This window comes from Vibrio sp. 10N.261.45.E2 (assembly GCF_002875705.1).
Lineage (GTDB): Bacteria > Pseudomonadota > Gammaproteobacteria > Enterobacterales > Vibrionaceae > Vibrio.
Map to the genome: position 1 here is coordinate 91,977 of NZ_MCZZ01000121.1, position 13,695 is coordinate 105,671.

General features: G+C 44.0%; 12 protein-coding genes and 1 other RNA gene. 7 read left to right on the top strand and 6 right to left on the bottom strand.

Going from position 1 to position 13,695, the window contains the following annotated elements; translation table 11 throughout:
• Positions 1 to 101 precede the first annotated feature (101 nt).
• Entirely contained in the window at positions 102 to 1,766 is a 1,665-nt protein-coding gene (gene recN, locus BCT34_RS11245; protein WP_076654665.1) for a DNA repair protein RecN, read from the top strand.
• Between the two features lie 167 nt (positions 1,767 to 1,933).
• The gene (gene bamE, locus BCT34_RS11250) at positions 1,934 to 2,293 is read left to right on the top strand and encodes an outer membrane protein assembly factor BamE (protein ID WP_004735159.1); all 360 of its coding nucleotides are present in this window, start codon (positions 1,934 to 1,936) and stop codon (positions 2,291 to 2,293) included.
• Between the two features lie 152 nt (positions 2,294 to 2,445).
• Here bamE and BCT34_RS11255 read toward each other — a convergent pair whose 3' ends face one another.
• The gene (locus tag BCT34_RS11255) at positions 2,446 to 2,754 is read right to left on the bottom strand and encodes an RnfH family protein (protein WP_004737569.1); all 309 of its coding nucleotides are present in this window, start codon (positions 2,752 to 2,754) and stop codon (positions 2,446 to 2,448) included.
• 3 nt (positions 2,755 to 2,757) lie between these two features.
• A complete protein-coding gene (locus tag BCT34_RS11260) occupies positions 2,758 to 3,186 on the bottom strand; it encodes an SRPBCC family protein (protein ID WP_076654666.1) in 429 nt (142 codons plus the stop codon).
• A gap of 119 nt (positions 3,187 to 3,305) precedes the next feature.
• Here BCT34_RS11260 and smpB point away from each other — a divergent pair, with 119 nt between their 5' ends.
• Together smpB and ssrA are read left to right on the top strand one after the other, a co-directional pair.
• Positions 3,306 to 3,791: an SsrA-binding protein SmpB gene (smpB, locus tag BCT34_RS11265; protein ID WP_004735156.1), complete on the top strand. Its 486-nt coding sequence runs from the start codon at positions 3,306 to 3,308 to the stop codon at positions 3,789 to 3,791.
• A gap of 66 nt (positions 3,792 to 3,857) precedes the next feature.
• Positions 3,858 to 4,224, top strand: a transfer-messenger RNA (tmRNA) gene (ssrA, locus tag BCT34_RS11270).
• Positions 4,225 to 4,432: 208 nt separating this feature from the next.
• Here ssrA and BCT34_RS11275 read toward each other — a convergent pair.
• The 4 genes from BCT34_RS11275 to BCT34_RS11290 form a co-directional block, all read right to left on the bottom strand.
• Positions 4,433 to 6,313, bottom strand: coding sequence for a RimK/LysX family protein (locus BCT34_RS11275; protein WP_076654667.1), 1,881 nt, complete (start codon positions 6,311 to 6,313; stop codon positions 4,433 to 4,435).
• A 305-nt stretch (positions 6,314 to 6,618) separates the two neighbouring features.
• A complete protein-coding gene (locus tag BCT34_RS11280; protein WP_076654668.1) occupies positions 6,619 to 7,428 on the bottom strand; it encodes a M15 family metallopeptidase in 810 nt (269 codons plus the stop codon).
• Between the two features lie 82 nt (positions 7,429 to 7,510).
• Positions 7,511 to 8,239 carry a DUF429 domain-containing protein gene (locus BCT34_RS11285; RefSeq protein ID WP_076654669.1) on the bottom strand — a complete coding sequence of 243 codons (729 nt, stop codon included), beginning with the start codon at positions 8,237 to 8,239 and terminating at the stop codon, positions 7,511 to 7,513.
• Positions 8,240 to 8,253: 14 nt separating this feature from the next.
• Positions 8,254 to 9,966 (bottom strand): class I SAM-dependent methyltransferase, encoded by a 1,713-nt coding sequence (locus BCT34_RS11290; RefSeq protein WP_076654670.1) that lies wholly within the window; start codon positions 9,964 to 9,966, stop codon positions 8,254 to 8,256.
• Positions 9,967 to 10,236: 270 nt separating this feature from the next.
• Here BCT34_RS11290 and BCT34_RS11295 point away from each other — a divergent pair, with 270 nt between their 5' ends.
• From BCT34_RS11295 to BCT34_RS11305, 3 genes are all read left to right on the top strand, one after another.
• A complete protein-coding gene (locus BCT34_RS11295; protein WP_076654671.1) occupies positions 10,237 to 11,175 on the top strand; it encodes a hypothetical protein in 939 nt (312 codons plus the stop codon).
• Positions 11,176 to 11,372: 197 nt separating this feature from the next.
• Positions 11,373 to 12,140 (top strand): 1-acylglycerol-3-phosphate O-acyltransferase, encoded by a 768-nt coding sequence (locus tag BCT34_RS11300; RefSeq protein WP_076654672.1) that lies wholly within the window; start codon positions 11,373 to 11,375, stop codon positions 12,138 to 12,140.
• A gap of 146 nt (positions 12,141 to 12,286) precedes the next feature.
• Positions 12,287 to 13,627: an MBL fold metallo-hydrolase gene (locus tag BCT34_RS11305; RefSeq protein ID WP_076654673.1), complete on the top strand. Its 1,341-nt coding sequence runs from the start codon at positions 12,287 to 12,289 to the stop codon at positions 13,625 to 13,627.
• Positions 13,628 to 13,695 lie beyond the last annotated feature (68 nt).

The window sequence follows — 13,695 nt, forward strand, 5'->3', positions numbered from 1 at the left end:
GAGCTGTCGCAAAAAATTTTCACCTGACGACTTTACTGTATAAAGAAACAGTATATACTGAACTTATATACAGTATTGTTCAGTTATACAGGTAAATAAAAATGCTGGCTCATTTAAGTGTTAATAATTTCGCTATTGTTAAGTCTTTACAGCTAGAACTCTCTAAAGGCATGACAACAATCACCGGGGAAACTGGTGCGGGTAAATCTATCGCTATTGACGCTTTAGGCTTATGTCTTGGAGGAAGATCAGATGCAGGAATGGTTCGACAAGGTGAAGAAAAAACCGAAGTCAGTGCCGCTTTTTTACTTGAGAACAATCTGCACGCTACCCGCTGGTTAGAAGACAACGAACTACTTGATGGCAGTGAGTGCATCCTGCGCAGAACTATCTCTAAAGAAGGTCGCTCTCGCGCATTCATCAACGGCAGCCCGGTTCCTCTTTCGCAATTGAAATCACTTGGCCAACTGCTGATCAACATTCATGGTCAACATGCTCATCACCAGTTAATGAAGAGCGACTACCAAATGGCCATGCTTGATCAATATGCAGGTCACTTGAACCTATTGAAATCGACACGTAATGCTTACCAAGCGTGGCGACAAGCGGATAACCACTTAAAAGAGTTACGTGAAAATAGCCAGCAAAACCAAGCTCAAAAACAACTACTTGAGTACCAAATCAAAGAGTTAAATGAGCTGTCTATTGGGGAGGAAGAATATGAAGACCTCGAACAAGAGCATAAGCGCCTCTCCAATAGCGGAGAACTGGCCACAACCTGTCAGCAAGCTATCGAGCTTATTTATGAAGGCGAAGAAGTTAATGCGCTTGGTATTCTGCAATCGGCCAATAACTCCTTAATTCAGTTAGCTGAACTAGATGAAAGATTGGCTGAGTTACCGAACTTGCTTTCTGAAGCGATAATTCAGATCGAAGAAACCAACAACGAGCTAAGAACATACCTAGACTGCATTGATGTTGATCCCGGTCGTATGGCTTACGTTGAGGAGCGTTTCTCTAAAGTGATGTCGATGTCTCGTAAACACCACGTATTACCTGAAGAGCTTTATAAGCACCATCAAGACTTGCTACAACAAGTTGAAGCGCTGGATTGCTCTGATGAAAAGTTGGAAGAACTAGCAAACGAAGTAGAAAACCAATACCAATCGTTCGTTGCTAAATCAGAAAAGCTTCATAAATCTCGAGCTCGTTACGCAAAAGAGCTAAACAAACTGATCACACAAAGCATGCACGAACTGAGCATGGAAAAAGCCCAGTTTGCCATTGAAGTGAGTAACACTAATACGCACCCTTCTCCTTTGGGTATGGATAACGTGACCTTCATTGTTTCGACCAACCCAGGTCAACCAATGCAGCCAATTGCTAAAGTGGCCTCTGGTGGTGAGTTATCACGAATCTCGCTGGCGATTCAGGTGATCACCGCACAAAAAGTAGATACACCAAGCCTGATTTTCGATGAAGTCGATGTGGGTATCAGTGGACCAACCGCTGCGGTTGTCGGAAAAATGCTACGTAAGCTCGGCGAATCAACCCAAGTTATGTGTGTGACGCACTTACCTCAAGTGGCAGGTTGTGGACACCAACAACTGTTTGTAGCCAAGAACACGAAATCAGGCAAAACAGAGACCCAAATGCACACGCTTGATGAGCAACAACGCGTTTCAGAACTGGCTCGACTGCTTGGAGGCAGCCAGATTACCGAATCGACGCTTGCCAATGCAAAAGAGTTATTAATCGCAGCTTAGGTTACATATTCAGCAACTTTCTGATAATTTACCCAAAAATCTTGGCAATTTTGCAACTTAATTCAAAATTGCCAGTCATAACAAGCTCAAAGCGCAAGGAGCTTTTTACTTCTTGCTGGAGCTTGTTTATTATCAGGCAGTATTTTAGCGAAGAAAGATCTCAAACTATGCGAATTAAAAAGTGGTTAGTTGCAGTTCCACTTGCACTAACAATGTTGACCGGTTGCTCCCTACTAGAGAAGTTGGTTTATCGAATTGACATCAATCAGGGTAACTATGTTGAACAAGAAGCTGTCGACCAGCTCAAGTTTGGCATGACAAAAACACAAGTTCGTTACGTTATGGGCTCACCTATGCTTATCGAAAATGGCTACCCTGATACGTGGTACTACATTTACCACCACCAAAAAGGCCACGAAGACCCGATTCAGAAAAACCTTGTTGTGAACTTTGATGCCACTGGCACCCTAGTAACGATCAATGGTGACTTTGAAGCCAGTGATGAGTTCTTCGAAAGCCTTCGCTAGCTTTCAGTCGACAAAGCAAGAATCACAAAGGCCTGCTCAATCAGCAGGCTTTTTAATACCCGCTAACAAATTCATATGCGTTGTCTAACCTGCAGGCATAAAAAAGCTCGCCAACATAGCGAGCTCTTCTCAATCAAAATCGTTTTACAATACTACTTGGCAGCAGCGGCTTTCGCTTGTTCTGCACGTTTACGGCGAATCTCTTTTGGATCAGCCAATAATGCACGATAGATTTCGATACGGTCTTTATCACGCACCGTCGCATCTAACTTAACGTTACGGCTGAATACACCAACCTTGTTCTTCGCCAAGTCGATCTCTGGATACAACTCCAATACACCTGACTGCGCGATAATCTCTTCGACGGTCGCGTTCTTGTTCACAACTAAGGTAAACACACGCTGCTCGTGTGGAAGTGCAAACACAACTTCTACGTGGATCATATCTGATTCAATAGTCATGGTTTAGTAAACCTGTTTCGCGCGTTGGGTAAAAGCACTGACCATATTACTCGTCAGCTCATTGAAAATCTTACCAAAAGCCATTTCAATCATACGGCTAGAGAATTCAAATTCTAGCTTAAGTTCAACCTTACAAGCTTGCTCGTCGAGCGGTGTAAAATACCAACCACCCTGCAGCTTTTTAAAGGGGCCATCTACCAGTTCCATCAAGATCTCAGCACCTTCCGCTAAACGGTTAGACGTAGTAAATGTTTTGCTGATACCGGCTTTAGAGACATCAACCGAAGCCACCATAGTTGAATCTGAAGATTCGATCACACGTGAACCAGAACATCCTGGCAAAAACTCGTGATAACGAGCAACATCATTGACCAGGCTGAACATCTGGTCGGCACTAAACGACACTAATGCTGAACGAGTAACCTTTGGCATATAGACTCCTGTTAAAGACAGCGTTACATTAACACAAACTGCAATTTTAATTGTATTGGGCCAGAGCGCAAATAAAAAGGATTCCCCATCTAGGGCGCAATCCGTATAATGGGGCCATTATGGCAAAGAATAAATCAAAATCAAAAGCCGGTAGCAATACCATTGCGCTTAATAAGAAAGCTCGCCACGAATATTTCATCGATGATGAGATAGAAGCGGGGCTTGAGCTACAAGGCTGGGAAGTAAAATCCCTACGTGAAGGCAAAACCAATATCGCAGAAAGCTACGTTTACATCCGAGATGGCGAAGCATTCATCAGTGGTATGACGATTACTCCGCTAACTCAAGCGAGTACTCATATCGTGGCGAACCCAACACGTATTCGTAAACTCCTTATGTCGAGAAAAGAACTCGACAACCTTATCGGTCGTATTAACCGTGAAGGCATGACACTTGTCGCAACCGCACTTTACTGGTCTCGCTCTTGGGCGAAGATTAAAGTTGGCGTTGCGAAAGGTAAAAAGCTGCACGATAAACGTACTGATATGAAAGAAAAAGATTGGGCGAGAGATAAAGCACGAATTATGAAGAGTAATTTGCGCTAATTTTAAGCACTTAAACGCACAGTGCTAGACAGGTTAAGCTTTTCTGGTACTATGCAAATAACACTTGGGGCTGATTTAGGATTCGACAGGAATTTTGAAGTCTGAGGTGCATGCCGTGGGGCGGTTGGCCACGTAAAAAGCCGCAAAAAAATAGTCGCAAACGACGAAAACTACGCACTAGCAGCTTAATAACCTGCTCAGAGCTCTCTTACCCTAGCTTCCGCTCGTAAGACGGGGACCAATAAGAGATCAAACCCAAACTAGCTAGCGTGGCTTCTCCCACCTGAGAGGAAAAGCGCGAATTATAATTCAGGTTAGCCTTTAACTAGCGTGTCGGTTCGCAGGTTGCTGGTGAAATTAAAGATCGACTAAGCATGTAGTACCAATGATGAATGATTTTTGGACGCGGGTTCAACTCCCGCCAGCTCCACCAAACGTTTGGAAAGGGCCAACTCGAAAGAGTTGGCCCTTTTTGTTTGTCTGCACTTAGTGCACTAATAGTAAAACCACTTAAACAACAATCATTTAGATCTTATTTAATCAATATGAAAAACAGGCACCCAACAAAAAGCCACACATTCCAATACTGAAATGTGTGGCCGCTTAGAGCTGTTTTATTTCGCGTTTATTAAGCTGACTCGTTACTCCATATCACCCAACAAGTAATCTTCATCGCTGCTGACTACTGCGCCGTACTTCAAGAAGTTCTTACCTAAGATCATGCTGTATTCGAAGCGAGAGCGGTCTTGAAGGTTTACCTTCACCTCTTTCTCTAGGTCACCTAACTTAACCTTCATTTCAACGACAGGGCGAATATTTACCTTCTCGCCTTTCTTGGCTTTAATTCGCATGACATCAATCACTGGCTTGGTGAAGTCTTGCTTATCGCCTTGGTTGTTTTGATAGGTAAAGCTCACCATGTCTTGGCCGTCTTTTTTGAATCGCTTGATGTTGACTGCGTTCATTGAGCTAACATCCGCGCCAGTGTCGAGCTTGGCTGGGAATTTCATGCCGTTCACTTCAACGACTTCGATGTGCCCTACTTTAAACAGTGGCTCAGCTTTCAAAAGATAGTCAGAACGAGTGTTTACGTACACACCGTCTTTTGCCATCTTCTTGCCTAAAATAAAGTAAGCTTCTTTCTCATTCGTATTGAGAACATCGATAGCAAATTCTTGCGTACGAACATTTCCAGACACTGCAAACTCGCCACTCACAACAGGACGAGTATCATCACCAACTTTAAGTTTCTTAATAATTGGCTTTGTCACCTTCTGCTTCTCACCATTTACATCTGTAAGATAAAACTCAACAGAAGCATCTTTGCCCTTACCGGTCATTTCAAAGCTGTCGACCTTCAATAAAGGAGTATTAACAGTGAAAGAGGCAACAGCCTTCAGTGGAAAATCATCTAGAGTGATGTCCTCTTCTGGAGAAATGACCAAAGGTTCACTCTTTTTAGCAACATCACTGAAATTCTCAGAACCTTCAGAAAGAATATTCTCAGCATTGGTATCAATCATGAAGAGCTCACTGGCGGTGCTTGTACCAAACTTTAACTGCGACTCGCTACTCGAGCGGTCACGTAGGTAAACAAGAACGTCTTTGGTGGTATTTTCATCGAGTTGAACTGGCACATAAACCAATGGTCTTTTCTTACCACTCACGCTTAACATACGAACTAATGGCAGCGTGATCTCTTTCTGCTTGCCATCGTTGTCAAACACATCAAACGTGACTTCGTTGTGTTTCTTATCTACATCGATATTTTTTGAATGCAAAGTACTGTAGCGATTCTTTAAAGAGAAGGTCGCGTTCATCGCCATTCCCGAGATAGACACCACCTCTTTTCGACCAACTACGGTCGCTTTTTCTTGCTCTTGCAAGTAGTCATAGCCAGCGAACACTAAAGCGTTGTCAGCTAGGAAGGTTTTACCAATCAGCACTGGCGCTGAGAAATGGCTTCTGTCGGTCAGGTTAACGTCTGTTTTTAATTCTTGGTCCGCAATGGTCAGTGACATTTTTACGGTCGGACGAAGTAAAGGCGTGCTGCTGGTGCGGCTGCGTATCATGCTGACACGCTCTAAAGGTGCTTCAATTAATACCATGTCTCCGGTACGCGGGTTTTGGACCTTAAAAGACACTACAGCCTCATATTTCGCAAAAGTCTTGCCATCCCAATCTTCGTAAGCAACATCGGAATTGTTCAACAGATCTTCGGTTAACGCCGCCATCAACTCTTTGTCTTTAAGGTTTTTGTAGTCGGCATAAGAGCTCCTCACATGAATGTCTTCAGCATGCATTGAGGTAGTTTCTGCACCGGTATCAATCTTACCAATGAAAGGAACGTCTTTTAGCCCTTGAACGCTAGATAGGTACACGTTCTCAGTGCGGCCTAATACCGCCTTGCCATCGAGTTCGTAAGTAGGGTTTTGTGTTGTGTGGGAAGTATCAGTAGCCAAAGTATATTGTGAAAAAAGCAAAGTGCTTAAAAGAGTTAGAGCCAAAGGTATCTTTTTCATTAGTTGGTCCGTTGTGATCAGTGCACTAATAATACTGGTGTTTCAGCGAAGAGTTCCCCCACCAGCAATGGTTCTCACATAACGTTAACGCTATGAGTTTTTCAATGACAAACCGATGACTTTACGTTGTATTCGCTTATCGATTATTGAATAACAGATACCCAATAACCTTTTCAATGCTCGGTGTTCTATTGGAGAAATGAATACAAAAAAGGTCAACGACAAGCGCTGACCTTAGCTATTCAAAACACACCTGAAGCGAGTTTAACTTTCTAAAATACAAACGGTTCTAGATAAACATAGCACTAAAAAGTCCCGACTGTTTTCTTTGCACAGATAGCACGAGCTTTTTCTGCGCCCTCACCTTTATTTTTGAGATAACACTGTCGATAAGAGTAGACATAACGCTCAAATAACACTTTCGCTTCCGGTTGTGATTTAGAAAGCAGTTGATTAACGAACTTTCTTGAGCCGACCTCAAAATGCTGAGTATCGATTGGGCTATTCCAATCCCCTCCCCAGATCATAAATCCGTGATGGGCAAACAGCTCAACCACATCTTCAGCCATGCCGCGGCGTTCAAGTTCATCACGCGCACGAAAGCGAGTACGGTTCACATAACTTGTCGCAGATTGTGAAGGCTTTACCGTGATCTTTCCGTTGCTATCGAACTCTAAGAAAGGATTTTGAACTGGGTTGATGTCTATCGCCACACCATAAGCATGCTTCGACCAACCACCTCCGCCTGTAATAGGACGAGCATTAAAGGCACTGCTGTTGTTCGCGTCCATTGAGGCGCTATCGTCACCTCTGAATTCACGCATAAGGCGAGCAGAATGAAGAGGAAAATTGCGCTGTTTGAGCTCCGAAAAAATTTGTTCAACAGCAGGTGCAACCACATCAAGCACGATCATATTGCCCTGTTGCGTTTCCCCTTTGAAATTAATGAAGTCGAAATCCACTTTGGATAGTCGCTCACAACCAACAGGCGCACCATTACTTAAAACATTGTTCTTTTTCATCATGTCGCATTGCCATTGAGATATAGGGGCAACTTGGGCATAACTCGCAGCACTGAGCACAGTGGCCAGCAAGCCGACAATAAAACGTTTCATATCAAAGACTCAAAAATAGTAAGAGTGAAAAGTAGCAGGAATTGGAAAGTAGCATATTAAGCCAAGTTGAGCGCACGATTTGTTAGCGCGCTTTATTCCAATAGACAATCTCTCTAACTCGTCCGTTCTGGTCGACATCCGCTTCTCCACCAACATCAGAAAGTTCAGGTAAGGTCGATAATTGCGGAGCGTAATAGGCGATTGACATCAGTACAAACGCATCATAGATATCGTCTATCGCGACATCTTTACGCTTGGTGTTTGAAATTGCCAACGATAAGCCTTCGCACCATTGAGGGGCAAGGTGCTGAATAATAAAAAGCCGCTCCTCTTTACCTTCTTGTGTTCGTTTGGAAAACGTCAGTGGCTCGCCTTTTAAAGCTGCAAACACCACCTCAGGGTGAGACTCTCTGATCGATAAATGTGGGTGATCATCGATGAGTTTATCTAGCTCTCGGATTTTAGGAACGATACCCCAAGTTTGCTTGGAGAACTTCTTACCAAGCTGCTGCACATTGGCACTGCACGCCGCAATGTAATCGGTTTGATAAACCGCCTCTCGGCACGGAACAGGAAACACTGAAGAACCACGCTTGCTGGTAAGGAAACGTCTTGCTGCTTTATCGCATAATCGATCTGGAGTCAGTGAATCACTAAAACCAATAGGCATATCGATTAACGTTGTTGATCCCGTAAGGTCATCAACCAACTCATCGAGTGTGTTTACCACTTTGAACGTAGGTGGCTCATTGCCAGAGGCAATCCAAGCGATCCAACCCGCCTTACAACCATCAATTCCGATATATTTCATTATGTTCTCGATGATTAGTTCCACTCACTGATCAGAAGTCGACTTTTTACTCCACGTACTTGCAAACCCATTGCATCAAACACCTCTTCGAAGTCTCGACACTGCGCTGGTATGTTGGGTAAAGAAAGTGCCGCTTCAGAAAAGAACTGCTGTTCAAAATGAGTAGAATCACTCCACGCCAATTGCCACCATTCAAGAATACGAGGCTTAGACACTCGAAGTTTTTCAGCCGTAGGAACTTTGTCACTTTTGCTTAGGTTCTCTTTGCTTGTGGTCGGAAAGAGGTTCCACTTGTCGTTGTTTGGCCAGTAAGCAAAAGGCAAGCAGTGATCAACGTGATACTCATTTTTTAATGATTTTCCACTCCAGACACTGACAATGTCGGTACGTTCAGCTCTAAGTTGCTCGACACGTTTACGTACATCGCGAGTATCATGGTTTTGATCGATCCATACCAAGCAATCGTGATAAGTCTGTAGTGATATGTTGCGCTGTCGGTTTAACTGGAAACGCTGCATCTCCATGATCCATTGATTCACCACCAGCGGTTCAATCCAAGAGTGGTAGATTCTAAAGCACTCCCATAAGCTTTCATCCAGAGTGAAATAGCCAAAGCTTTCTAAGAACTCACTATCAATGAGCAGCGATTCTTGGCTCTTCCGTCGTTTCTGAGGAGGGTGTATCTCAAATAACTTATTCTCTTTTGAACCTTGATAAATAAACGTCACAGGCCCTGATTTAATCGTGCTGATCGTCTGTGAAAATAGCTTTTGTAAAGCCTTGGCTTCATCACCTAAGAACATTGCTCCAATAGCTAAATCATCAGCACTTAGGTGCTTGAGCTTGTTCCAGCCATCGTCTTTTACAAACCCCAGTCCTTTCGTTGTGTTGCTATTTTGCTGAATCCCCAAGCCTTCTATATCGATATCAATCAAACGCTTAAATTGCCTAACCCAATACAGCGCAACCAAACCCACAGGTAGAGATATTTTGCCATCCGTTCGATCAAGTACAGCACCTGAATGAGCATCTGCGATTCGCAGTAAGGTTCTTAACAGAGCCAATTTGTATGTGGCCGATTTATTGTCATTCACGATAATATGGCGCACCTTATTCAAGTCACCGGAGCCGTCATCTGGCAATGTCATTACAACGGTTTGCCACCATACTTCACTACGGTTCAAAGTATCTTGACTATCATCGACATGGCGTACCAACAGAGCACTGTTTTTTGATAAGCGCTCAAGCTCTTCCACAGATACTTCATAACCTTGTCGAGTATCTTGAAATTCCCCATGACGCAAAGTGATCACCAATTTGCCATTTGGAGCGAGCAAGTTAGACAGTTTTCTGAATGCTCGCTCTCGATATGACGGTGCAAGGTGCATCCATACCGCGCTCACCAATATCAAGTCAAAACGCATTCCGAGGTTTTCAGTGCGGCTAAGCGAGGGAAGTGAATCATCAATCCATGTAACACTTGGGCCAGTATATTCCGATCCTTGTTTGCGTAATGAAGCACTTGGTTCTATCGCAATAACTTCAGCTCCGGCATTGTGCATCCATAAAACATCACGGCCACTTCCCGCACCGACATCTAGCACCTTATCGCCCTCTAAAGGCCAATAAGCTTGCCAACTTTTATGTACGGACTCGAATGTCACTGAGTTGTATTGTTCACAAAGTGTGCGAGCATTTTTATCGTAAAAAGGAATCGATGAGGACATATGCGCTATTGGAGTAAGGAGTCTACCTCAATAGTAATGGGGAGCTTAGATGATTGCTAGCAGCTCATGTAAGTTCAGCCACATCAATCAACGTTAACTGTTAGTGGCTGTTTTATATCAACATCTACATAATCAGATCATCAGGTGAGTCACATCTCGAAACAGTCTCGTTAGTAAAGTAAAACAAACAAGGTGCAAGGTGACGTGCGAATAGAGATAATTGTTTTGAAGATGATTAACCACACTCAAGCACCTAGCCGATAAAGACTAATGAACACATACTCACACATAGATACCCCGTTCAACCTGCGCCACACCTGTTGGTTTTGTGGTGAACCTTCCAATGATGTTGTTGAATTCCCTAAGACAGCGCAGGCTATTACCAAGGTTGGTCATTCACCAATCGCGCTGCCGGCTTGCAATGAGTGTGCGAGAATTAACTATTCAAAGAGTCTGACGTCAATTTGGTCTGTGCGCGATCAGATAAAACACACGCTCATAGACAAGTACGCTAAGCACCTTGGTATCGGTGAGAACTGGACAGAGCAAGAGCTTATTGATTCTGATTTCTCGGGTTCGACACTCGGCGGGTTTGGGCGCAGCGCGTGGAAGATGTATCAAATAGCCAAGCAACGCGTCGATTATAAAGGCTGGCCTTTGTCGGTTGATGACATCCCACTTGAGGTTTACGACGAAACCAGTGGCTTTGAATTTGACGGTACGCGTTATGCCTCAATCAATTCATGTATCGACTATTTCACCAAAGCAGCAAGCGTAGACAAAGAGCTGCTATCACAACTTGTCGATATCGTTTCATCAGAAAGGTTTAGCTACGCACTGCGAATCGCTAAGTTGAACAAAAATGTATCTAATACCAAGCGTTCGGAAATTATTGAAGAGGTGTTACAGCAAGAGTCTGAACAAGAAGAAATATTGCTTGAACAAGCTAATTCACTGTTTAACTCCAATGTCGAAGAAGTGGTTATTTCAGGCTCAACGGCGCCTGTATTTGCCATTCAGTGGGCAATGATGCACAAGGTTAAAGATTTAGCTCAGCTATGCACGCTTGAAGATGAGTATTTTGACTACTTCGAGTACCTCGGCGGCCCGGCGGCTTTCATGTCTTATAACGGCCTACAACTCTATTTAGAAGCCCGCCAAGATCCAGAATGGGTAGAAAAATCAGATCCAAATAAACAGTATTGGTGATCATGAGCCATTACTGGTGAACACGTGTAAGCTCGATAGCGGTGTCGAGCATACATTGTTAGTCCTTGTTTTATATAAAGATCTAAAAATTGCCTCCCATCCCAGTTAATTGTTGCAATTCGGTTAAATAGAGTGAAAACTTTAAGCATCTAAAACTATTTAATCACTGCGTTCTTGCGGTGAGTAAGGAGTGAGTTGTGCTTGCTGTTCTTCGTATTATTTTGGCTACGGTGTTTATTATTTTCACCACTCTATGTGCTTTTGTTTACTGCTTATTTAGCCCCAAGAACCCTAAGCATGTGTACGTTTTCTGTCGTTGGTTCAACCAGCTCCAAAAGATCATCGGTGTAAAACTGGTACAGCGCGGCCTAGACAATGCCCCGACACCAAAAAACAGCGTCTACATCTCTAACCACCAAAGCATATTGGACTTTGCGACCGACCCAGGAATGCTAAGACCACGAACTGTTTCATTGGGTAAACGCGATTTGTTGTACGTGCCTTTCTTCGGCCTTCTGTATTGGATCACCGGGAACATCATGATTAACCGCGAAGACAAGTCCAAAGCACGCGATACCATCAAACAAGTGGCGGAAGCGATTCATCAAAGAGATCTGTCTGTTTGGGTTTACCCTGAAGGAACCCGAAGTAAAGGCCGTGGATTACTGCCATTCAAAACAGGCGCTTTCCGAATGGCAATTGAAGCTGGTGTGCCTATCACCCCGATGTGTACCAGCACCACGCACAATAAAATCGACTTTAATCGTGCCAATAATGGCATTGTGATCACCGAGATGCTGGAACCTATCGATGTATCCGGCTACAAGCTTAGCGATGCGAGAGAACTGGCCAATCACTGTCACGCCCTTATGGCAGAGAAAATAGCAGAGCTTGATGCCGAAGTGGCTCGTTTAGAGGCGCAGCAAAACCCAGAACTGGATTCAGACGGCTCTTCTACAAACTAACTCGCAGCGAACCCACTGAGTAATCGCTCAGTTACTTAAAAAGACACTCAACGATCGCAACTCTCATTGTTCTTGTTTTACTTGTTGGCGCTTATCCGCAAAATAAAACAGGCGTTAACGACTTTATAGTGCAATGGGAGTAAACGATGGAAGTGATTCACCATGGTGGCAAATATACTGTCACAGGATCTTGTCACGAACTAAGAGATTCAGGCCAAGCGGTGCTTATCGATTGTGGCTTGTTTCAAGGAGAAGACACCCGCCCTCTTGATATTGATTTTGAAACGTCCCACCTCAACGCTCTGCTGCTGACTCATACTCACATTGATCATATTGGTCGATTACCTTGGTTACTCGCCAATGGCTTTAACCAACCGATTTATTGCACGCAAGCCACTGCTGAACTCGCCCCTTTAATGATTGAGGATGGCTTAAAGCTACAAGGGCTCAGTAACAAACAGTCAAAGCTGATACTCAAAAAGATTCATTCGTTAATAGCTCCCAAGCCTTACGGGGAATGGTTTCCAATTACGTCTAAACAGCAAAATAATGAAAAGGATCACCATAGGCCAAATACTCTGTATGCTCGTTTTCAACCTGCGGGGCACATCTTAGGTTCCGCCTATATCGAGATTAAGTTACCCAGCCAAGAAGTGGTGGTGTTTTCCGGAGACTTAGGCCCAAATAACACACCTTTACTGCCCGACCCTGCACCTCCACAGCAGGCTGATTATCTTTTTATTGAATCCACATACGGCACCAGTACACATGATGATATTGCGACACGAGCAGAACGCCTCAAAATCATCATAGATCGTTCGCTACTTGATGGGGGTGTCATCCTAATTCCGGCCTTCAGTATCGGTCGAACACAAGAGTTGCTATTTGATATCGAACACCTGATCTTTGAGCATCAGCTCAGCGCCGATATTCCTATCATCCTCGATTCTCCTATGGCAGAGAAAGTGACACGTTCCTATCGACGCTTTAAAGAACTCTGGGGACAAGAAGCAAAGCAACGGCTAGAACTGAAACGTCACCCACTCGCTTTTGAGCAGTGCATCACCGTTGATGGGCATAGAATGCACAAGAAAATCGTTAATCGCCTTAAGTCGACAGGTGAACCCGCGATTGTGGTCGCAGCTTCTGGCATGTGTCAGGGCGGCAGGATAATGAACTACTTATCTGCCTTGCTTCCCGATAAACGAACCGATGTGATTTTAGCGGGCTATCAAGCGCACGGGACGCTCGGACGAGAGCTGCAACAAGGCGAAATGCAGGTTTCTATTGATAACAAAGACGTTGAGGTTAATGCTCAAATTCATGGCATGTCGGGTTATTCTGCCCATGCTGATAAAGAGGACCTTTACCGATTTATAGAAGGCATCGCGACTCCACCGAGAGAGTTGCATTTGATTCACGGCGAGCCAAATACTCAGTCGGAGTTCGCTCAAGAATTACAGGCGCGAGGGTTCGTGGTTGTTTGAAACAGGCATCAAATTAACAATTTTCACTAGGTAGATATTAAAGCCTCAATTATCGAATCTTCAAAAAA

Bases quoted from the DNA above. Each gene is read 5' to 3' on its own strand.
- BCT34_RS11260 (WP_076654666.1), bottom strand. From the start codon at position 3,186: ATGCCAAAGGTTACTCGTTCAGCATTAGTGTCGTTTAGTGCCGACCAG.
- smpB (WP_004735156.1), top strand. From the start codon at position 3,306: ATGGCAAAGAATAAATCAAAATCAAAAGCCGGTAGCAATACCATTGCG.
- BCT34_RS11255 (WP_004737569.1), bottom strand. From the start codon at position 2,754: ATGACTATTGAATCAGATATGATCCACGTAGAAGTTGTGTTTGCACTT.
- bamE (WP_004735159.1), top strand. From the start codon at position 1,934: ATGCGAATTAAAAAGTGGTTAGTTGCAGTTCCACTTGCACTAACAATG.
- BCT34_RS11285 (WP_076654669.1), bottom strand. From the start codon at position 8,239: ATGAAATATATCGGAATTGATGGTTGTAAGGCGGGTTGGATCGCTTGG.
- recN (WP_076654665.1), top strand. From the start codon at position 102: ATGCTGGCTCATTTAAGTGTTAATAATTTCGCTATTGTTAAGTCTTTA.
- BCT34_RS11305 (WP_076654673.1), top strand. From the start codon at position 12,287: ATGGAAGTGATTCACCATGGTGGCAAATATACTGTCACAGGATCTTGT.
- BCT34_RS11275 (WP_076654667.1), bottom strand. From the start codon at position 6,313: ATGAAAAAGATACCTTTGGCTCTAACTCTTTTAAGCACTTTGCTTTTT.
- BCT34_RS11280 (WP_076654668.1), bottom strand. From the start codon at position 7,428: ATGAAACGTTTTATTGTCGGCTTGCTGGCCACTGTGCTCAGTGCTGCG.
- BCT34_RS11295 (WP_076654671.1), top strand. From the start codon at position 10,237: ATGAACACATACTCACACATAGATACCCCGTTCAACCTGCGCCACACC.
- BCT34_RS11290 (WP_076654670.1), bottom strand. From the start codon at position 9,966: ATGTCCTCATCGATTCCTTTTTACGATAAAAATGCTCGCACACTTTGT.